The organism is Pseudomonas sp. 22490 (assembly GCF_052044465.1).
Classification (GTDB): domain Bacteria; phylum Pseudomonadota; class Gammaproteobacteria; order Pseudomonadales; family Pseudomonadaceae; genus Pseudomonas; species Pseudomonas aeruginosa.
This window is the reverse complement of record NZ_JBQENS010000001.1, coordinates 303,466-321,397: the sequence shown is the minus strand read 5'-3', so window position 1 is coordinate 321,397 and position 17,932 is coordinate 303,466. Positions and strand designations below refer to the sequence as shown.

Sequence of the window (17,932 nt, the reverse complement as noted above, 5' to 3'; positions counted from 1 at the left end):
CGGACGCGTCGGCCGGCCTATAGTCGGCCTCGGCGTTCTCCACGCCTCCCGTCCGCGGAAAGGGCAGCGCCCAGGCGATCCACCCCACGCATCGCGCATGCGACTCCAGGCCTGATGGCGGACAAGGCTGCAGAGGAGATCGTATGTCCTTTTCCCGCATTCTCGGCGACGGCCGGATCAATCTCGAACAGCAACGCAAGCGCGCCAAGGAGCTGTTGCGCCAGTGGCGCCGCGACCCGGCCAGCCGTACAGGGCTTCCGGGGCAGGCGCCGCGCCTGGCCGACGCCCAGTGGCAGGTGGCGCGCGAACTGGGCTTCGCCAGTTGGCCGCGACTCAAGGCGCATGTCGACGCCATCGCCTTCGCCAGCCGCCACCCCGATCTGGTCGGCGGCGATGAGGCCGCGACCCTGCACCTGCGCTGCGGCAACGACATCGCCCACGGCCTGAAGCTCGCCGGCTTTCGCGGCGGCTTCCGGATGTTCGCCGACCCGCTGACCATGGGACCGGTGCCGAACCTGCCGTTGCCCGAGTTCCTCGCCCTGCGCAGCGACTACCTGAGCCGCGCCTTCGACCTCGACCCGGCCGACGCCCAGGCCCGCCAGCGCCAGGAATACGCCGGGCTCGAGCGGCTCGGCGAATACTCGCGGGTGGCGCTCTGGTGCGAGGCGGATGCCTACGACCAGTTGTTCCTGGTCCGGGTGCTGGCAGGAATGCAGACGCCGCCGGAGCACCTGGAACTGATCGAGATCGACCGCGTGCCAGGCGTCGAGCGCTTCGTCGGCATCGGCCAACTGGCGCCTGAGCTGCTCGCCTGGCTATGGACCCGGCGTCGCCCGCTGGACGCCGAAGCCCTGGCGCTGGCCCGCGCGGCCTGGGACGCCTACCGCGATCCGGCGCCACTGCGCTGGGCGCAACTGGCCGCCGCGCCGACCCCGGCGCTACCGTTGCTGGGGCCGGCGCTGCGTCGGCAACTGCATGAACTGCCGGCCCTGCGCGACGGCCTGTCGCTGAGCGAACGGCTGACCCTGGAGATCGTCCGCGACAGCGAGCGGCCGAGCGCCGGCCAGGTCTTCGCCGAGCTGACCGCACGGCGCGAGCCGCTGCCCTATCTCGGCGACCTGATGTTCCGCGTCCTGCTCCGCGCGCTGCTGGAAGAGCCCGGCGCGCTGCTGCGCACGCCGGCGCCGGAACTGCCCTGGGAACGCCAGCCGCTGGCCCTGACCGCTGCGGGCCGCGAGGTCCTGGCCGGGCGGCGCTACCGCCTCGACCTCGGCGCCCCCGAACGCTGGGTCGGCGGCGTATGCCTGCGCGCCGGCACCGCGCACTGGGCGCTGGACGAGCAGGACCGGCCGGTATGGCGGGAGGACCCACGGCACTGACGCTCATCGCCCGGACGAGCGCAACGGGCGCGCAGCCACTATCATTGCGCGCCCGTTTTCCCCGCACCCGCCCGCCGATGAAGAAAATCCCGCTCGCCGCCGCCGACCCCGACCGCCTGGATACCTGGGTGAAATACCGCGAAGGCCTGTGCGGCGAGTGCAACGCGACCTGCTGCACGCTGCCGGTGGAAGTGCGCATCGACGACCTGATCCGCATGCGACTGGTCGACGAGTTCGAGCGCGAGGAGCCGGCCAAGCGAATCGCCAAGCGACTGGAAAAGGATGGCGTGATCGAGCACTTCAACCACAAGCGCGAGATCTTCACCCTCACCCGCATGGCCAACGGCGACTGCCTGTACCTCGACCGCAAGACCCGCCTGTGCACCATCTATGCCCGCCGCCCGGACACCTGCCGCAACCACCCGCGCATCGGCCCGCGTCCCGGCTACTGCGCCTACCGGCCGAGGTAGTCTCAGCCAGGCGGCGCCACGCCCTGGCATAGCTGGTACTGTCCCACCGGCGGCCGGCAGCGCAAGCGCTGGCGCACCTCGTCGGGCAAGGCGCCGAACGAACGCGAGCGGATCGCCAGCAGGGCGTCGCGACGCAACCAGCCGGCCAGCTCGCTGTCCTCCGCCCGTTGCGCCCGCCCGCCGCTGTAGAACACTGCCGAGTACGGCCGCTTCGGCCAGAACACCAGCGGCCGCTCGCGCCAGCCGGCGTCGCTGGCCAGCAGCGCGGCGGTGGACTTCTGCTCGGCGCGCGAGCCCAGCAGCAGGGAGCCGAGGAACAGCGCGAACAGCAATGGGGTCAGTGCCAGGCAAGCCAACCCACCACGCCGCAGCCAGGCGCTGCGCGCCAGCGGCGCGCGCAGCAGGTCGGCGGCGAGCAACGCCAGGGCCGGCAGGCCGGGCAGCACGTAGGTCCAGAGGACGTTGCCGGCGAAGGTGAAGAACAGGCACGGCGCCAGTCCCCAGAACAGCCAGTAGCGCCTGCGCGAGGCGACGCCATCGACCACCTCCCCGCGCTGGCGCCAGCCCAGCCAGAGCAGCAGCGGCAGCCAGAGGCTCCAGGGAAACGCGGCGGCCAGCAGGAACAGCCAGACGCTGCCGTAGGGATAGGCGTGGGCATTGCCGTAGCGGTCGCCGTCCCAGCCGGCGGTGACGAAGCGCTGCCAATGCTCGCCGAGCAGGAAGTACTCGAGGAAGCCCGGCGTCTTCAACTCCGCCAGCAGGTACCAGGGCGCGGCCACCAGGAGCATCAGCAGGCTTCCGCGGATCCATGGCAGGCCCCGCCAGAGCGCGCGCCAGCGCCACTCCAGCAAGGCCCACAGGCCGATCGGCAGTCCGGCGAGGATCAGCGTCAGCGGCCCCTTCGCCAGCAGCCCGAGGCCGAGGCCGAGGAACATCAGCCAGCCCTCGCGGCGCCGGATTCCCTCCGCGCCATGCAGGCCCAGCCAGAAGCCGCGCATGGCCAGGACCAGCGCCAGGGCCAGGGCCATGTCGGTCATTACCGCCCCGGAGGCGACGAAGAACAGCGCCGAACTGCCCAGCAGGACGCAGGCGATCCGCGCCTGCCGACGATCTTCGCGAGCCTGCCAGTCCCATACCAGCCACAGCACCAGCACGCCCAGCAACCAGTGCGGCAGGCGGCTGGCGAACTCGTTGGCGCCGAGCAGAAGCTGGCCGCCGGCGCTGAGCCAGAAGGCCAGCGGCGGCTTGCCCCAGAACGGCACGCCGACGTCGTACCAGGGCGTGATCCAGTCGCCCAGTTCGGCCATCTTCCGCGCCACCTCGCCATAGCGGGCCTCGGTGGTGTCCATCAGCGGATAGCTGCCCAGGCTCAGCAGGCGGATGGCGAAGGCCAGGGCGAGCAGGAACCAGGCCAGCGGCCAGCCGCGCAGCGCCCTCACGGATTGGCCCCGCCGACCTGAGCCGGCAGGTAGCGGTCGATCAGGTAGAGCGGGCGGCGCCGCGCTTCCATGGTCATCCGCCCGAGGTATTCGCTGCACACGCCGATGGCCAGCAGTTGCAGGCCGCCGATCAGGAACAGCGCGGCGATCACCGGCCAGTGTTCGTGGATCTCCTGCTGGCCGAAGATCCCGGCGAGCAGGGTCGCCAGGGCCGCCAACAGGCTGAGCAGGCCGAGGTAGCCGGCGACCTTCAGCGGCGCGGTGGAAAACCCGGTGATGCCTTCCAGGGCGAAGTTCCACAGCCGCCAGTAGCGCCACTTGCTGTGGCCGGCGACGCGGGCGGCGCGGCTATAGGCGATATCGACCTGGCGGAAACCGACCCAGGCGAACAGTCCCTTCATGAAGCGATTGCCTTCCGGCAGCTCGCAAAGGGCATCGACCACCCGCCGGTCGAGCAGGCGGAAGTCGCCGACGTCGCGCGGGATCGGCACCTCGCTGAGGCGGTTGATCAGCCGGTAGAAGGCGCTCGCCGAGGCGCGCTTCAGCCAGCTTTCGCCGGCCCGGCTGCGGCGGCGCATGTTGACCATTTCGGCGCCGCCGATCCAGGCGTCGAGCATCTGCGGGATCAGTTCCGGGGGATCCTGCAGGTCGGCATCGATGACGATCACCGCGGCGCCGCGCGACAGCTTGAGCCCGGCGCTCATCGCCTGTTCCTTGCCGAAGTTGCGGGTGAAGCGGGCCACGCCCACCCGGCGGTCGGCGGCCTGTAGCTGGGCGAGGATCGCCGCGCTGCGGTCGGTGCTGCCGTCGTCGACATAGAGCACCTCGCAATCGTCGCCAAGGTCGCCGAGCACGGCGCCCAGGCGCTGGTGGAAGGCCGGCAGCACCGCCTCCTCGTTGAACACCGGCACTACCACGCTGAGCAGGCAGGGGGCCTCGAGCTTCGACGCCAGGGAAGGTTCGATCATCATGAGAAGGTCCAGAGTCGATGAAGGTGATAGGTCGCCAACAGCAGTGCGCCGGTCGCGGCGAGCTGGGCCAGGCGGTAGTCGAGTCCGGCGAGGTCGCCGAGCAGCAACACCAGGACGGCGTTGCCGAGTACGCAAAGCAGGCTGACGGCGAAGAAGCGCGGCAGCGAACGGAACACCGGGCCACGGTGGCGGAAAGTCTTCCAGCGATGCCCCAGGTAGGCAGCCAGAGCCCCGCAGCCTGCTCCCGTCGCGGCGGCCACGGCGGCGCCGACGGCGAAGCCCTCGACCAGGAGGGTCAGCACCAGGTAATGAACGGCGGTGGCACCGGCGCCGACCGAGACGAAACGCCCCAGGAGCATGCATGGCTTCCTCTGGAAACAACCGACGCCGGCATTCTAGGAAGGTGCGCAAAGCCCCGCGGTTAGCGCTGCGCAAGCTTCCTGACAGGTTTTCGCAGGGTTCCCCGCGGCAGGCCTGGAAGCCGCGTCGGACAAGGAATACACGGCAGGCAGAGGTCTGTTACCGGATATGAAAAACGGGTTTTCCGCAGGCCTCGCCGCCGTCGCTATACTGCCCGGCCGATCCGGAGGACCCCATGAGCCTGTTGCGCGATGCCTGGCGCCACGCCCCGACCCACCACAGGGTCTGGGCGCTGGCCGGGCCGATGATTCTGTCGAACGTTTCCGTTCCCCTGGTGCACCTGGTGGACAGCACGGTGGTCGGCCACCTGCCGCACGCCTACCAGCTCGGCGCGGTAGCCGTGGGCGGCAGCCTGTACACCCTGATGGTCGGCGTGCTCGGCTTCCTGCGCATGGGCACCACCGGCTTCGCCGCCCAGGCCGCCGGCCGCGACGATGGCGGCGCGCTGCGCCTGATCCTCGCCCAGGGCCTGGGCATGGCGCTGCTCCTGGCCCTGCTGCTCGGCGCGCTGGCCCTGCCCCTGAGCGGCTGGGCCCTGCAACTGATGCAACCTTCGGCGGAACTGACCGGCGAGGCCCGCGCCTTCTTCCATACCCGCCTGCTCGGCCTGCCGGCGGCCCTGGCCAGCTACGCACTGGTCGGCTGGTTCCTCGGCACGCAGAACGCACGGGCGCCATTGGCGATCCTGTTGACCACCAACCTGAGCAACATCGCCCTGGTGCTCTGGTTCGTCCACGGCCTCGACTGGGGCGTGCAAGGCGCGGCCCGCGCCTCGGTGCTGGCGGAATGGAGCGGCGCCCTGCTCGGCCTGGCCCTGACCCGCCGCGACCTGGCCCGGCGCCCCGGGCGGGCGCAGTGGCAACGCCTGCGCCACTGGCTGTCCTGGCTGCCGCTGCTGATGGTCAACCGGGATATCTTCATCCGCAGCCTGGCCCTGCAACTGGTGTTTTTCCTGCTCACCGTACAGGGCACCCGCCTCGGCGACGCCACGGTAGCCGCCAACGCCCTGCTGCTCAACGGCCTGCTCCTGACGTCCTACGCCCTCGACGGTCTCGCCCACGCGGTGGAGGCGCTCTGCGGCCACGCCATCGGCGCCCGCGACCGAGCCGCCCTGCGCCGCGCGCTGGTGGTAGCCGGTGGTTGGTCGCTGCTGGCAAGCCTGGCGTTCGCCGCGCTGTTCGCCTTGTTCGGCCACCTGTTCATCGACCTGCAGAGCGACATCGCCGGCGTCCGCGAAGTCGCCTACGCCTATCTGCCGTACCTGGCCTGCCTGCCGCTGCTGGGGATGTGGAGCTATCTGCTCGACGGCCTGTTCATCGGCGCCACCCGCGCCCGCGAGATGCGTAACGCGATGCTCCTCGCGGTGGCCGCCAGCCTGCCCCTCGGCTGGCTGTTGCAGGGGCTGGGCAACCACGGGCTATGGCTGGCGTTCCTCGCCTTCATGCTGCTGCGCGGGCTGGTCCTGGCCGCCTACGGCTGGCGCCTGACCCGCCGCGATGGCTGGTTCGCCGCTCAGGGCGCCGACAGCGGACGATAGGCGAGCATCAGCGGGACGTCGGCAGCGTGCGCGACCTGTACCAGTTCGCTGGCCAGGCGCCCACCGGGAAACACCAGCACCAGGTCCGGCGCGGCCTCGCCGAGGACGCCCTCGCCATACTCGCGCAGGGCGTTGTCGCTGCCACTGCGCTCCGGATAATCGTAGGCGCGCGAATCCGCGCCACGCTCGCGGCACCAGCGCTCGGCCTCGTCCGGCAGGCCGCTGCCGGCATGCAGCAGGTGGCCGAGCAGCGCCACCGGTTGCAGGCCGTGGCACTGGTCGAGCGCCAGGCGCAGGCGTTCGGCGTCCTTGAAATGGCGTCCGGCGCAGATCAGGAGGCGCATGCCGATCCCTCCCCTTGCCCTGGCTCGTCCGGCCGCTTCGCCATCGGATCGATGCCGCTGCGTTCGAGCAGCGGATAGGCCAGGGCGGTGACATGATGGTGGATGCGTCGGTAGTCGCGGAGAATGCGCTGGAACACGTCACCGGACTCCACCCAGGCACCACGATCGTCGCGCAGGCGACGGAAGCGCTCGCGACTGGCATCGGCCTCCAGTCGCTGCAGCAACTTCTTGCGCGCCACCAGGCGCAGCGCGGCGTCCAGGTCTTCGCGAAGGAACGCGCTGATCGCCAGGTGCAGGCTCTCCTCGATCGCCGCCTGCAACGGCAGCATGCGGCCCAGCTCGAACTCGCTGCCGGCGCGGCTGCGCCCGGCCCAGCGCATCGCCAGGGGCAGCAGGCTGTTGGCGACGAGATCGCCGATGTGCTCGATGTTGATGGCGAACAGAAGGATTTCCTGGGCACGATCGGCGTCGCTGTCGCCGAGGCCGTCCTGGCCGAGGTCTGCCAGGTAGGCGCGGATCGCCGCACTCAACTGGTCGAGGGCCTGGTCCTGGCGACGGATTTCCGCCGCCACCTTCGCCTCCGGTCGCTGCAACAGGCCGCTGGTGGCGCGCAGCATCAGACTGGCCATGTCGGCCAGCCGCAGGACTTCGCGAGTAGCGTTGGCCAGGCCGATGTTGGCCACCTCCAGCCCGGCTTCGTCGAGGTAGCGCGGCATGCCCGGGTCGTCGGACTGTGCCTCTTCCGGCAACAGGCGCGCGAGCAGCGCCGCAAGGGGTCCGGTGAAGCCGATCGCCAGCAGTGCCAGGGCCAGGTTGAAAGCACTGTGGAACCAGACCGCCGCCGCACCGCCGAGTGCGTTGGCCGGCTGCGCCAGCGCCGTCAGCCAGGGCAGCACCAGCAGGCAACCGAGCAGGCGCACCAGCAGGTTGCCCAACGGCAGGCGCCGCGCCACCCGGCTACCGGCCACCCCCAACGCCGGCAAGGCGCCGCCGAGGTTGGCACCGAGCACCAGGGCCAGAGCGATGGGCAGCGAGACCAGTCCGGCCTGGGCCAGGGACGCCACCAGCAGTACCACCGCGACACTGGAATGGCAGGCCCAGGTCAGCAGCGCGGCGAGCAGCAGGGCGATCAGCGGATCGCCTTCGAGGCCGTGGATCACCGCGACAAAGGTTGGCGAGGCCTCGATCTGCTGCAGGGAATGGCCGAGCAACGCCAGCGCCAGAAGCATCAGGCCGAGTCCGATCAGGCACTGGCCAAGGCTCTCCAGGCGTGGACCGTCGCCCAGGCGGAACAGCAGCAGGCCGGACAGCAGGGCCAGCGGCGCCAGCAACGAGGTGTCGAAACTGAGCAGTTGCACCACCAGGGTGGTGCCGACGTTGGCGCCGAGCATCACTGCCAGCGCCGGCGCCAGGCCCAGGGTGCCACTGGCAGTGAAGGACGCTGCCATCAGGCTGGTGGCGGTGCTGCTCTGCAGCAGGCCGGTGATGCCGAGCCCGGCGAGCAGGGCCAGCCAGCGGTTGCCCAGGTGGCGGCCGAGCCAGTTGCGCAGCACAGTGCCGAAACCGCGCAGCACGCCGCTGGAGACCATGTGCGTGCCCCACAACAGGAGGGCCACGGCACCGGCCAGGTTGATCAGGAGGATGGTTCCCAGCATGGCGGAACTCCCGGTTCGGAATGGATCGTGAAGGGAACGGGCTCATTGACCCATGGCCAGCCTGAGCGATGCACGGTTGAGCGCGCTCGAGCAGTCCAGCAGGTATTTCACTTCGACCTGGCTCAGGCGGCCGCTGGCGTATGCGCGCACGCTGACCACCATCAGCAGGTGCGCGGCCTTCGCCAGCAGCCGTGCTGCCAGGCCACAGAGCGCGCGGCGAGACGCGCCCAGGCATTTGCGTACGACGTTCATGGCTGCTTCCTCGGTGGAGGAGCGCGCCGCAGCGCGGCACGCCCTTGGGCTCAGAAACGCAAGGTCGCTCCCGAGACCAGCCATCGCTCGCGCTCGCCGCGCAGGTGGCCGCCGACCAGCAGATCGAGGTCCAGCCGTTCGCCCAGGTGCAGCCGCGGTCCGGCCTGCCAGCCGCTGTCGCCGGCCGACTCGCCGAAGCGTTCGGCGATCAGGGTCAACGGCTGGCCGACCCGGTATTCCATGCCCACGCCCCAGTTCCAGCGATGCCGGCGCTCGCCCTCGGCGTAGGCATGCCCCAGGCCGACCCCGGCGTTCAGGCGCAGGGCCTCGGACGGCTGGTAGCTCAGCGGCAGGTTGAAGCCGGCGCCTTCGAAGGCGTGCCGGCGGTCCAGGTAGAGATCCGCCGAGAGCGCGAAGGCCAACGCCAGGCCGAGGTCGTCGCGGGCCAGCAGCGGTGTCTTCAGCTCGGGGCTGAGGCGGCTGTGCCGATCGCCTGCGTCGCCCTCGCGCACCAGCGCCGCGCCGAGCTGCACCGATGGTAGGGCGGAGAAGGTGCAGGCTGGCGACAGCACCGACTGGTAGCGGTTGCCGTGGTGGCGTTCGCGCTGGTGCCAGGCGTCCAGGTTGCATTCGCCGACGGGATCGATCTCGCCGTCGTCGACCCGGTAGGCGCCGCCCGCGGCGCGAGCCTCGGACAGCAGCGCCAGCAGCAGGACGCAGGCTAGCGCGGCGGCGACGAAGCCCAGGCGCCAGGACAGGGCGCGTCGCAGCGCGGCCGGCAGCGGTTGGAAAAGGGGCGCCCGCGGGCGCCGGTCGTGCAGGGTCATGATGCGTCTCTCCATGCGTGGGTCCGGTGTGCGTTGCGCGGCGCGGCGAGGCTTGCCGACGCGCCGGGAAAGGCCGGGACGAAGCCCGGCCGATCGCTCAGAACCACTGGCCGAAGCGGCGGATGTAGAGGGTCTTCATGGTCTGCGCGGTGACGCAGTAGCAGAGCAGCGTGCCCACCAGCCAGGGGAAGTACTCCCACGGCAGCGGCTGCAGGCCGACCATCGCCCCCAGCGGCGAGAACGGCACGTAGATGCCCAGCGCCATCACCAGCCCGGTCATCAGCATCACCGGCAGCGCCGCGGTGCTCTGGATGAAGGGAATCTTCTGGGTACGCAGCATGTGCACCACCAGGGTCTGCGAGAGCAGGCCCTCGATGAACCAGCCGGACTGGAACAGCGACTGCATTTCCGGGCTGTTGGCGGCGAACACGAACCACATCAGCGCGTAGGTGGTGATGTCGAAGATCGACGAGGTCGGGCCGATCCAGACCATGAAGCGGCCGATGTTCTTCGAGTCCCACTTGCGCGGCTTGGCGAGGAACTCCTTGTCCATCTTGTCCCACGGCAGCGACAGCTGGGAGATGTCGTACATCAGATTCTGCAGCAGCAGGTGGATCGCCAGCATCGGCAGGAAGGGGATGAAGGCGCTGGCCACCAGTACCGAGAACACGTTGCCGAAGTTGGAGCTGGCAGTCATGTTCAGGTACTTCATGATGTTGCCGAAGGTCTCGCGGCCCTTGATAACGCCCTCCTCCAGGACCATCAGGCTTTTTTCCAGGAGGATGATGTCGGCCGATTCCTTGGCGATGTCGGTGCCGCTGTCCACCGAGATGCCGACATCGGCATCTCGCAGCGCGGGGGCGTCGTTGATGCCGTCGCCGAGGAAGCCGACGGTGTGTCCGTTGCCCTGCAGGGCCTTGAGCACCCGCGACTTCTGCAGCGGCGTCAGCTTGGCGAACACCGTGCGCTCCTCGGCCAGGCGTTGCAGGGTGGCATCGTCCATCAGGTCGATGTCGCGACCGAGCAGCGGCTCGCCGACGTCCAGGCCGACCTCGCGGCAGATCTTCGCGCTGACCACCGGGTTGTCGCCGGTGAGCACCTTCACCGCCACGCCGTTCTCGCGCAACGCGGCGATGGCCGGGCCGGCGGTTTCCTTCGGCGGATCGAGGAAGGTCAGCAGGCCGGCGATCACCAGGTCGCGCTCGTCGCTGGCGCCGTACTGGGCCTGGGACTCCGTGCGCGAGAGGCTGCGGGTGCCGAGCAGGAGCACGCGGAAGCCGTCGCGGTTGTATTGCTCGGCCAGCGCCAGCAGGGCCCGGCGGCGTTCCTCGTCGAGCGGCAGGTCGACACCGTCCTGGTGCACGCGGGTGGCGATCTCGAGCATTTCCTCGACCGCGCCCTTGCACACCAGCAGGTGTTCGCCGTCCTTGCCCTCGAGGATCACCGAGAGACGCCGACGGACGAAATCGAAGGGCAGTTCGTCGACCTTGCGCCAGGCATCCGACGGCGTGATGCGCGGGTTCTGTTCGACGAAGGCGACCACCGCGCGGTCCATCAGGTTCTTCATCCCGGACTGGTGGAAGCTGTTCAGCCAGGCCATTTGCAGGACCCGGTCGCAGCGCCGGCCGGCAACGTCGACGTGATGCTCGAGGATGATCCGGTCCTGGGTCAGGGTACCGGTCTTGTCGGTGCAGAGCACGTCCATGGCGCCGAAGTTCTGGATCGCGTTGAGGCGCTTGACCACCACCTTGCGCCGCGACATCGCCACCGCGCCCTTGGCCAGGTTGGCGCTGACGATCATCGGCAGCATTTTCGGGGTCAGGCCGACCGCCACGGCGAGAGCGAACATGAACGCCTCGGTCCAGTCGCCCTTGGTGAAACCGTTGATCAGCAGCACGATCGGCACCATCACCAGCATGAAGCGGATCAGCAGCCAACTGACGCTGTTCACCCCACGGTCGAAGGCGGTCTGCGCCCGCGAACCGACGATGGAACGGGCCAGCGAACCGAAATAGGTGCGCGCACCGGTGGCGACCACCACCGCGGTGGCCGTGCCGCTGACCACGTTGGTGCCCATGAAGCAGATGTTCGGCAGTTCGAGCAGGTCCTGCTGGTCGGCGGCGATCCGCTTGGCGGACTTCTCGCGGACCGCGCCGAGGGTGTCGTATTTCTCCACCGGCAGCGCCTCGCCGGTGAGTACGGCCTGGCTGATGAACAGGTCGCGCGATTCGATCAGGCGGATGTCGGCGGGGATCATGTCGCCGGCGGACAGGCGCACGATGTCGCCGACCACCAGTTCGCCCATGGGGATTTCCCGCAGCTCGCCGCGCATCCCGCGCTCGTCGCGGCGCAGCACGGTGGCGGTGTTCCGCACCATGGCCTTGAGCGCCTCGGCGGCCTTGCCCGAACGGTATTCCTGCCAGAAGCGCATCAGGCCGCTGACCAGGACCATGCAGAGGACGATGATGACGCCGGTGAGATCGGTTTCCTCACCGTCCTGCAGGGGCAGCCAGAAGTCGGTGAAGAAGCTGATCGCAGAGAGCGTCATCAGCACGTAGATGAAGGGGTTGTTGAACGCCTGCAGCAGTTGCACCAGGACGTGTGGCGGACGGTCGTGGGCCACTTCGTTGGGGCCGTCGGCGTGCAGCCGGGCGGCGGCCTCGGCCTGGTCGAGGCCGTCCTGGCGACCGCGGACATTGGTGAGGGTGGTTTCCAGGCTGTTCTGCGCTTCGCGGGCGGCGCGCATGGACAGTCGGTCGTTGCGGCGCTCGGTATCGAGCTGGGTATTGCGTTGGGTCGCTACGCTCATGACTCGGTCTCCTGTCGCGAGCTGCGCGACGGCGACACGAGTCGGTTGCCGGTCAGGTGACAGGCAAAGGCGTGCCGGGTCGCGATGTTCGCGATCGGTGGGAAGAATGTTCGGCTTGTCCGGGTGAGGCCCACTGCGCGCGGCCGCTCAGGCGGCACGCAGCAGGCCGACTTGGTGGTTCGTCCATGGCAGGCTCCTTGTGCGAAGGGTTAGGCAGGAGAAAGGGTCAGCCGCGCATCGGGCGGCGACCGCTCTCAGGGTTCTCTTCGACCTGCGTCTCCAGGCGGCGATACTCCAGGCGACCGCCGGCCGGGTCGACACGCCAGGCGAGGCTCGCAGGATGGCCGTGGCCGGGAAGGATCGCGCCGGGGGACTGCGCGGCGCGCACGCGCATCTTCGCCACGAAGGCGGATACGCCGGGGGATACCGAATTCTCGAAGTTCATGACTCACCTGTACCCGGCGTGCCGGACACGGGTGAGAAGCAGTGGGTCAGCCCAGGATGCCGCTCAACCGACCGACCCGTTGCGGGTTCCGTCGTGCGTTGGTTTGGGTCATCGCACCAGCCGGCATCTGCTGGGCCGGGCGACGACTACTGGGCATACTGTCCATGGCTCTCTTCGTAGGGGGAAAGAAAGTGCCCGGCTCTGCGGGCGGGGGTTTTATAGACCTCTTGCCAGACGAGGTCAACCGAAAAAGCCGTTTCGTTCAGGCTTCTATGGAACATCGGAAAATTCCCGCAGGAGTCCGGCGAAAAGACACCGGCCAAAAGCGCTCAGGCGGAGATCAGTCCCGCCAGCCGTCGCGCCAGCGCCGGCACTTCGGAGGCCGGGTCGAGGCGCAGGCGAAAACGGGTCTGCAGGATGTCCAGCAGTTCCTCGACGTCGCGCAGTTGGCGCTGCAGCGTCTCGCCGTTGCCGGCGCGCTGGCCGAACAGCCCGTCGGCCAGGGTCAGGCGCAGGTCGCCCTCGGTTATGGCGGCCTTCAGGCCCTGGCGGAATACGCTGTGCGGGTGGGTCGAGGTGTACCAGTTGCGCGGGATGTAATCGATCCACAACTGCGGGCGCAGGTCGAAGCGGTACAGCGGCAGCCAGCCGCTGCGACCGCGCACGGCGCTTTCGTAGAGACCGGCGTGCGGGTCGACCAGGCGCACGCAATGCACCTGTCCGGCGTCCGCCTCGTCGCCCGGCAAAGGCAGTGCTCGCGGCGGATTGGCCGAGCCGAAGCCGACATCCACCAGGAACTCGCCCTCCGCCAGGTACAGACGCAGCATCAGATGCGATTGCTGGGTCAGCGGCGCGTCGTCCGGGAGTCCCCAGCGTACCCGTGCCACCAGCAGTTCCAGCTCGTAGCCGAGGGCCAGCAGCAGGCGGGCGAACAGCGAGTTGAGTTCGAAGCAATAACCGCCGCGGCTGCCCTCGACGACCTTGGCGAAAACCTTGTCGGCGTCGATCTCGATGGGACGGTCGAGCAGCACGTCGAGGTTCTCGAAGGCGACCCGGCGCAGATGCGCGTCGATCAGTCGGTCGAGATTCGCCAGACTCGGCGGACCGGGATCGTCGATGCCGATATGGTGCAGGTAGGCATGGGTCTGCTCGGGCGTCAGCGGGGTCATGGCGGGCTCCGGAAAATGGCCAGCTCGATTCTAGACGCATTCTCGGGGAATACCGGAAGCGCCGTCAGGCACATTGGCCCGGGGTCTGCTTGACTGTGCCCATCCCACCCCGAGGAGCGCCGCCATGGCCCAGGCAATCGTCGCCTACCTGCACTACCTGTCGATCTTCCTGCTGTTCGCCCTGCTGGTGTTGCAGCACCGCCTGCTGCGCCTGCCGCTGGACCTGGAGCGCGCCCGCAGCCTGGCGGCGATCGACCGCGGCTACGGCCTCTGCGCCCTGGCGGTACTGGCCAGCGGGTTGGCGCGGGTGCTGTGGTACGGCAAGGGCGTCGACTATTACCTGCACAATGGTCTGTTCCACGCCAAGGTCGGGCTATTCGTCCTCGCTGCCCTGGTCTCGCTGTTGCCGACCGTTACCTTCCTTGGCTGGCGCGGCGCCCTCAAGGCCGGCGAAGTGCCGGCGGTGACGCCGGCCCGGGGCCGGCGGGTGGTCATGGCGGTGCGCCTGCAACTGCTCCTGCTGCTGGTCATTCCGTTGCTGGCTACGCTGATGGCGCGCGGCTTCGGCATGCGCGGCTGAGCCCTCAGTTCTGCATGGCCCGGCCATGCACGTCCATCGCCGCCTGGCGCAGCGCCTCGGAGCGGGTCGGATGCGGATGGCAGGTCAGCGCGAGGTCCTCCGCCGAGGCGCTGAACTCCATGGCCACGCAGGCTTCGCCGATCATCTCGCTGACGCCCGGCCCGATCATGTGCACGCCGAGCACCTGGTCGCTGCGGGCATCGGAGAGGATCTTGATGAAGCCTTCGCTCTCGTGGTTGATCTTCGCCCGGCTGTTGGCGCTGAACGGGAAGCGTCCGACCTTGTACTCGCGCCTCGCCGCCTGCAGCTGCTCCTCGCCGAGGCCGACGCTGGCCACTTCCGGCTGGGTGTAGATGACCGACGGAATCACCTCGGCGTTCATCTCCGCCGCATGCCCGGCGATCCGCTCGATGCAGACGATCGCCTCTTCCTCGGCCTTGTGCGCCAGCATCGGTCCCGAGGTCACGTCGCCGATCACCCAGACGCCCGGCGCCGCGCTGCGCTGTCCCTGGTTCTCCAGCATGCCGCGACGATCGCTGGCCAGGCCGACCGTCTCCAGCCCCAGTCCTTCGGTATAGGGGCGCCGGCCGATGGCCACCAGCACGTAGTCCGCCTGCAGCGATTCCGTAGCGCCGCCGGCGGCCGGTTGCAGGTCGAGTTCGACGCCCTGCTCGCCACTGCGCGCGGCGACCACGCGGGTGCCGAGGCGAAACCGCATGCCCTGGCGGGTCAGGGCGCGCTGCAGGGTCCTTGCGGTTTCCCCATCCAGCCCCGGGCAGATCCGCTCGAGGTACTCCAGCACCGTGACCTGTGCGCCCAGCCGGCGCCAGACCGAACCAAGCTCCAGGCCGATCACGCCGGCGCCGATCACCACCAGGTGGCGAGGCACTTCGACCAACTCCAGGGCGCCGGTGGAGTCGAGGATGCGCTGGTTGTCCACAGGCACGCCGGGCAGCGGCGCCGGTTCCGAACCGGTGGCGATAACGATGTCGCGCGCCTCCAGTTGCGCGTGGCCGCCGTCGGCAAGGGCCACGCCGACCCGGCCCTCGCCTTGCAAGCGCGCCCAGCCCTTGATCCACTGCACCTTGTGCTTGCGGAAGAGGAATTCGACGCCACGGGTCAGGGCGGCGACGCTCTCGTCCTTCTGCTTCATCATCTGCGCCAGGTCCAGTTCCGGGCTGACCCGGATGCCGAGCCGGGCGAACTCGCCGCCGCTCGCCGCGGCGTATAGCTCCGAGGCGTGCAACAGGGCCTTGGACGGCATGCAGCCGACGTTCAGGCAAGTCCCGCCAAGGGTTTCGCGACCCTCCACGCAGGCCACCTTCAGGCCCAGCTGGCCGGCGCGAATGGCAGCGTTGTAGCCCCCCGGACCGGCGCCGATCACGATCACGTCATAGCTTTCCATCATCCTGCTCCTCGGTTGTCCCGCCACGGCCCCCTCAGCGTAGGCGACGCCGGCGCAAATAGAGGAAACGCCGCGTAGAGGGACCGAAAGCGATTGTATTTCGCTCGTCATGCAAAGCTTATATGATGACCGTAATTTTCCTGCAACCCTTTCCCACCACGACAGGAGCACTACCATGGAACAGCCCGGCCGCGAAGATCGCCTGAACGCCTGGATCGCCACCGAACGGGCCGCCCGCGCCCGCCTCGGCGCCAGCGGAACCCTGGAGCTGGCGCAAGTCGCCGCGCTCTCCCCGCAGGAGTTCTTCGACCGCATCGGCAGCGGCCAACTGCCCTGTCCGCCCTACGGCGAACTGGTCGACTTCGTTCCCATCGAGTGGTCCGAAGGGCGCTTCCTGTTCCAGGGCACCCCGGACCGCCGCCACTACAATCCGCTGGGTAGCGTGCACGGCGGCTACGCCGCGTCGCTGCTGGACTCCTGCATGGGCTGCGCGATCCATACCCGGCTCCAGGCCGGCCAGGGCTATACCACCACCGACCTGCGGATCAGCTACCTGCGCGCGCTGACCGACAAGGTCGGCCCGGTGCGCGCCGAAGGCCGGGTGGTGCACCTCGGCCGCTCGACGGCGGTCGCCGAGGGCCGGTTGTACGATGTCGACGACCGTCTCTACGCCGTCGGCTCGACCACCTGCCTGGTCCTGCACATGGCCGGATGAACGCGGCTTCGCCAGGGAAGGCCGCCAGGCGTTAAGATGACGACCTGCATTCCAAGGTATCGAAGCCATGCGTTATCCCGAAGACCACAAGCAGAAGACCCGCCGGCGTATCGTCGAGGAGGCTGCCCGGCTGTTCCGCCAGGACGGCGTCGGCGCCACCGGGCTGCAACCGCTGATGAAGGCCCTGGGCCTGACCCATGGCGGCTTCTACGCGCACTTCAAGTCCAAGGACGACCTGGTGGAAACCGCGTTGCGGCATGCCGCGGCGCAACTCGACGAAATCACCGCGCCCCTGGCGGAGGCGGAACGACCGCTGGCGCTGCTGATAGAGCAGTACCTGTCGCCGCGTCACCGCGATAACCCCGGCGCCGGCTGCCCGTTGCCGACCCTGTCGGCGGAACTCGGCCAGCGCGGCACGCCGAGCCCGACCACCGACAGCATCGTGCGCAAGCGCCTGGCGATGATCGAAGCGGCCCTGGAGGGCGAGGACGCAGGCGAGCGCGCCGTGCTGCTGCTCGCTTCGCTGGTCGGCGCGCTGCAACTGTCGCGCAGCGTGCAGGATGAGGCGCTGTCGCAACGGATACTGGAAGCGACGCGCAAGAAGCTGCTGGAGCAGATGGAGCGCTAGGGCCTCAGCCGAGGTAGCGCTCGGCCGGCCGCTGCCGCGACAGATTGGGCGCGAGCCTGGCCCGCGCCGTCATCAGCGCCTGCCAATCGGCCGCATCCGGCAACGACGGGATGGTCACCGCTTCACGCCGATCGAAACCGACCAGCGCCGCCTCCACCAAGTCCTCGACCTCCATCACCATCTCCGCGGGAATCCCGGCGATTCCGGTGCCGCTGCGCTCCCAGATCTCGGTACGGGTGACGCCGGGCAGCACCGCCTGGACGTAAACGCCGCTGCCGGCCAGCTCGTGCTGCAGCGACTGGCTCAGGCTCAGCACGTAGGCCTTGGTCGCGCTATAGACGGCATTGAACAACTCCGGCGCCAGCGCCACCACCGAACCAAGGTTGACGATGGCGCCGCCGCCACGCCGGCGGAACCCCTCCGCCGCGCCGGCAGCCAGGCGGGTCAGGGCCACCACGTTGAGGGCGATCATCCGCTCCGCCCGGTCCATGTCGGCATCGGCCAGCGGACCGTTCATCGCCACGCCGGCGTTGTTCACCAGCAACGCGATCGAGGCGTCGTCGCGCAACCGTCGCTCGACCCGCAACCTATCGTCGCGCTCGGACAGGTCGGCGCGCAGGATCTCCACCCTGACCCCGTGGGCTTGGCGAAGTCGATCCGCCAGGGCTTCCAGGCGTTGCCGGTCGCGCGCCACCAGCAACAGGTCGTGGCCACGGCGGGCCAAGTGCTCGGCGTAGGTCGCGCCGATTCCGGAAGAGGCGCCGGTGACCAGGGCGACGCCATTGCCAATCTGTTCGTTCATGTGGGTTCTCGCTGGAAAAAAGCCTGACCGCTGACAGCGGCTGTTTATATTACACACTTAATATTATGACCATAATTAAAACCGT

18 protein-coding genes are annotated in these 17,932 nt (G+C 69.1%); 6 read left to right on the top strand and 12 right to left on the bottom strand.

The genetic code is table 11. The annotated features are described in order from the left end of the window. Positions 1–143 precede the first annotated feature (143 nt). Positions 144–1,379, top strand: a complete 1,236-nt coding sequence (locus ACTJJX_RS01385; protein WP_003116093.1) for a DUF1835 domain-containing protein — start codon at positions 144–146, stop codon at positions 1,377–1,379. After that, positions 1,355–1,849 carry a YkgJ family cysteine cluster protein gene (locus ACTJJX_RS01380; protein ID WP_016852173.1) on the top strand — a complete coding sequence of 165 codons (495 nt, stop codon included), beginning with the start codon at positions 1,355–1,357 and terminating at the stop codon, positions 1,847–1,849. Before ACTJJX_RS01385 ends, ACTJJX_RS01380 begins: the two co-directional genes overlap by 25 nt. Positions 1,850–1,851: 2 nt before the next feature. On the opposite strand, the gene ACTJJX_RS01375 is transcribed toward ACTJJX_RS01380, so the two are convergent. The 3 genes from ACTJJX_RS01375 to ACTJJX_RS01365 are packed head-to-tail and all read right to left on the bottom strand — an operon-like array spanning position 1,852 to position 4,618. Further along, on the bottom strand, positions 1,852–3,288 hold the full coding sequence (locus ACTJJX_RS01375) for an ArnT family glycosyltransferase (protein ID WP_003095324.1): 1,437 nt from the start codon (positions 3,286–3,288) through the stop codon (positions 1,852–1,854). Next, positions 3,285–4,259, bottom strand: coding sequence for a glycosyltransferase family 2 protein (locus ACTJJX_RS01370; protein ID WP_003116094.1), 975 nt, complete (start codon positions 4,257–4,259; stop codon positions 3,285–3,287). The genes ACTJJX_RS01375 and ACTJJX_RS01370 overlap by 4 nt, the downstream gene beginning before the upstream one ends. Further along, positions 4,256–4,618, bottom strand: a complete 363-nt coding sequence (locus tag ACTJJX_RS01365) for a GtrA family protein (RefSeq protein WP_003116095.1) — start codon at positions 4,616–4,618, stop codon at positions 4,256–4,258. Before ACTJJX_RS01365 ends, ACTJJX_RS01370 begins: the two co-directional genes overlap by 4 nt. A 236-nt stretch (positions 4,619–4,854) precedes the next feature. Here ACTJJX_RS01365 and ACTJJX_RS01360 point away from each other — a divergent pair, with 236 nt between their 5' ends. Next, entirely contained in the window at positions 4,855–6,216 is a 1,362-nt protein-coding gene (locus ACTJJX_RS01360) for an MATE family efflux transporter (protein ID WP_003116096.1), read from the top strand. On the opposite strand, the gene ACTJJX_RS01355 is transcribed toward ACTJJX_RS01360, so the two are convergent. The 7 genes from ACTJJX_RS01355 to ACTJJX_RS01325 form a co-directional block, all read right to left on the bottom strand. After that, positions 6,192–6,560 (bottom strand): SLOG family protein, encoded by a 369-nt coding sequence (locus ACTJJX_RS01355; protein ID WP_003104321.1) that lies wholly within the window; start codon positions 6,558–6,560, stop codon positions 6,192–6,194. The two genes, ACTJJX_RS01360 and ACTJJX_RS01355, sit on opposite strands and share 25 nt — an antisense overlap. Beyond that, a complete protein-coding gene (locus ACTJJX_RS01350) occupies positions 6,548–8,215 on the bottom strand; it encodes a Na/Pi cotransporter family protein (protein WP_016852174.1) in 1,668 nt (555 codons plus the stop codon). Before ACTJJX_RS01350 ends, ACTJJX_RS01355 begins: the two co-directional genes overlap by 13 nt. 42 nt (positions 8,216–8,257) lie before the next feature. Continuing rightward, positions 8,258–8,467: a hypothetical protein gene (locus ACTJJX_RS01345; RefSeq protein ID WP_003104324.1), complete on the bottom strand. Its 210-nt coding sequence runs from the start codon at positions 8,465–8,467 to the stop codon at positions 8,258–8,260. A gap of 50 nt (positions 8,468–8,517) precedes the next feature. Continuing rightward, the gene (locus ACTJJX_RS01340) at positions 8,518–9,294 is read right to left on the bottom strand and encodes a hypothetical protein (protein WP_003116098.1); all 777 of its coding nucleotides are present in this window, start codon (positions 9,292–9,294) and stop codon (positions 8,518–8,520) included. 97 nt (positions 9,295–9,391) lie between these two features. Continuing rightward, positions 9,392–12,103: a magnesium-translocating P-type ATPase gene (gene mgtA / locus ACTJJX_RS01335; RefSeq protein WP_023082428.1), complete on the bottom strand. Its 2,712-nt coding sequence runs from the start codon at positions 12,101–12,103 to the stop codon at positions 9,392–9,394. A gap of 226 nt (positions 12,104–12,329) precedes the next feature. Continuing rightward, a complete protein-coding gene (locus ACTJJX_RS01330; protein WP_003095337.1) occupies positions 12,330–12,548 on the bottom strand; it encodes a hypothetical protein in 219 nt (72 codons plus the stop codon). A gap of 329 nt (positions 12,549–12,877) precedes the next feature. After that, positions 12,878–13,717, bottom strand: coding sequence for an arylamine N-acetyltransferase family protein (locus ACTJJX_RS01325; protein WP_003112337.1), 840 nt, complete (start codon positions 13,715–13,717; stop codon positions 12,878–12,880). 124 nt (positions 13,718–13,841) lie between these two features. Between ACTJJX_RS01325 and ACTJJX_RS01320 the strand changes: the two genes are divergently transcribed. Further along, positions 13,842–14,297 (top strand): DUF2214 family protein, encoded by a 456-nt coding sequence (locus ACTJJX_RS01320; RefSeq protein ID WP_003112336.1) that lies wholly within the window; start codon positions 13,842–13,844, stop codon positions 14,295–14,297. A gap of 4 nt (positions 14,298–14,301) precedes the next feature. Here the strand turns inward: ACTJJX_RS01320 and lpdA are convergent, their stop codons facing one another. Next, the gene (gene lpdA / locus ACTJJX_RS01315; RefSeq protein ID WP_003095344.1) at positions 14,302–15,705 is read right to left on the bottom strand and encodes a dihydrolipoyl dehydrogenase; all 1,404 of its coding nucleotides are present in this window, start codon (positions 15,703–15,705) and stop codon (positions 14,302–14,304) included. Positions 15,706–15,877: 172 nt separating this feature from the next. On the opposite strand from lpdA, the gene ACTJJX_RS01310 reads away from it, so the two are divergent. Then, entirely contained in the window at positions 15,878–16,417 is a 540-nt protein-coding gene (locus ACTJJX_RS01310) for a PaaI family thioesterase (protein WP_003095346.1), read from the top strand. Positions 16,418–16,484: 67 nt separating this feature from the next. Then, the gene (locus tag ACTJJX_RS01305; RefSeq protein WP_003112334.1) at positions 16,485–17,045 is read left to right on the top strand and encodes a TetR/AcrR family transcriptional regulator; all 561 of its coding nucleotides are present in this window, start codon (positions 16,485–16,487) and stop codon (positions 17,043–17,045) included. A gap of 4 nt (positions 17,046–17,049) precedes the next feature. On the opposite strand, the gene ACTJJX_RS01300 is transcribed toward ACTJJX_RS01305, so the two are convergent. Next, a complete protein-coding gene (locus ACTJJX_RS01300; RefSeq protein WP_003095350.1) occupies positions 17,050–17,847 on the bottom strand; it encodes an SDR family NAD(P)-dependent oxidoreductase in 798 nt (265 codons plus the stop codon). Between the last annotated feature and the right edge of the window lie 85 nt (positions 17,848–17,932).

What these genes read in the sequence shown, in the direction of transcription:
- ACTJJX_RS01385 (WP_003116093.1), top strand. Translation starts at nt 144, where the DNA reads ATGTCCTTTTCCCGCATTCTCGGCGACGGCCGGATCAATCTCGAACAG.
- ACTJJX_RS01380 (WP_016852173.1), top strand. Translation starts at nt 1,355, where the DNA reads ATGGCGGGAGGACCCACGGCACTGACGCTCATCGCCCGGACGAGCGCA.
- ACTJJX_RS01370 (WP_003116094.1), bottom strand. Translation starts at nt 4,259, where the DNA reads ATGATGATCGAACCTTCCCTGGCGTCGAAGCTCGAGGCCCCCTGCCTG.
- ACTJJX_RS01365 (WP_003116095.1), bottom strand. Translation starts at nt 4,618, where the DNA reads ATGCTCCTGGGGCGTTTCGTCTCGGTCGGCGCCGGTGCCACCGCCGTT.
- ACTJJX_RS01360 (WP_003116096.1), top strand. Translation starts at nt 4,855, where the DNA reads ATGAGCCTGTTGCGCGATGCCTGGCGCCACGCCCCGACCCACCACAGG.
- ACTJJX_RS01355 (WP_003104321.1), bottom strand. Translation starts at nt 6,560, where the DNA reads ATGCGCCTCCTGATCTGCGCCGGACGCCATTTCAAGGACGCCGAACGC.
- ACTJJX_RS01350 (WP_016852174.1), bottom strand. Translation starts at nt 8,215, where the DNA reads ATGCTGGGAACCATCCTCCTGATCAACCTGGCCGGTGCCGTGGCCCTC.
- ACTJJX_RS01345 (WP_003104324.1), bottom strand. Translation starts at nt 8,467, where the DNA reads ATGAACGTCGTACGCAAATGCCTGGGCGCGTCTCGCCGCGCGCTCTGT.
- ACTJJX_RS01340 (WP_003116098.1), bottom strand. Translation starts at nt 9,294, where the DNA reads ATGACCCTGCACGACCGGCGCCCGCGGGCGCCCCTTTTCCAACCGCTG.
- mgtA (WP_023082428.1), bottom strand. Translation starts at nt 12,103, where the DNA reads ATGAGCGTAGCGACCCAACGCAATACCCAGCTCGATACCGAGCGCCGC.
- ACTJJX_RS01330 (WP_003095337.1), bottom strand. Translation starts at nt 12,548, where the DNA reads ATGAACTTCGAGAATTCGGTATCCCCCGGCGTATCCGCCTTCGTGGCG.
- ACTJJX_RS01325 (WP_003112337.1), bottom strand. Translation starts at nt 13,717, where the DNA reads ATGACCCCGCTGACGCCCGAGCAGACCCATGCCTACCTGCACCATATC.
- ACTJJX_RS01320 (WP_003112336.1), top strand. Translation starts at nt 13,842, where the DNA reads ATGGCCCAGGCAATCGTCGCCTACCTGCACTACCTGTCGATCTTCCTG.
- lpdA (WP_003095344.1), bottom strand. Translation starts at nt 15,705, where the DNA reads ATGATGGAAAGCTATGACGTGATCGTGATCGGCGCCGGTCCGGGGGGC.
- ACTJJX_RS01310 (WP_003095346.1), top strand. Translation starts at nt 15,878, where the DNA reads ATGGAACAGCCCGGCCGCGAAGATCGCCTGAACGCCTGGATCGCCACC.
- ACTJJX_RS01305 (WP_003112334.1), top strand. Translation starts at nt 16,485, where the DNA reads ATGCGTTATCCCGAAGACCACAAGCAGAAGACCCGCCGGCGTATCGTC.
- ACTJJX_RS01300 (WP_003095350.1), bottom strand. Translation starts at nt 17,847, where the DNA reads ATGAACGAACAGATTGGCAATGGCGTCGCCCTGGTCACCGGCGCCTCT.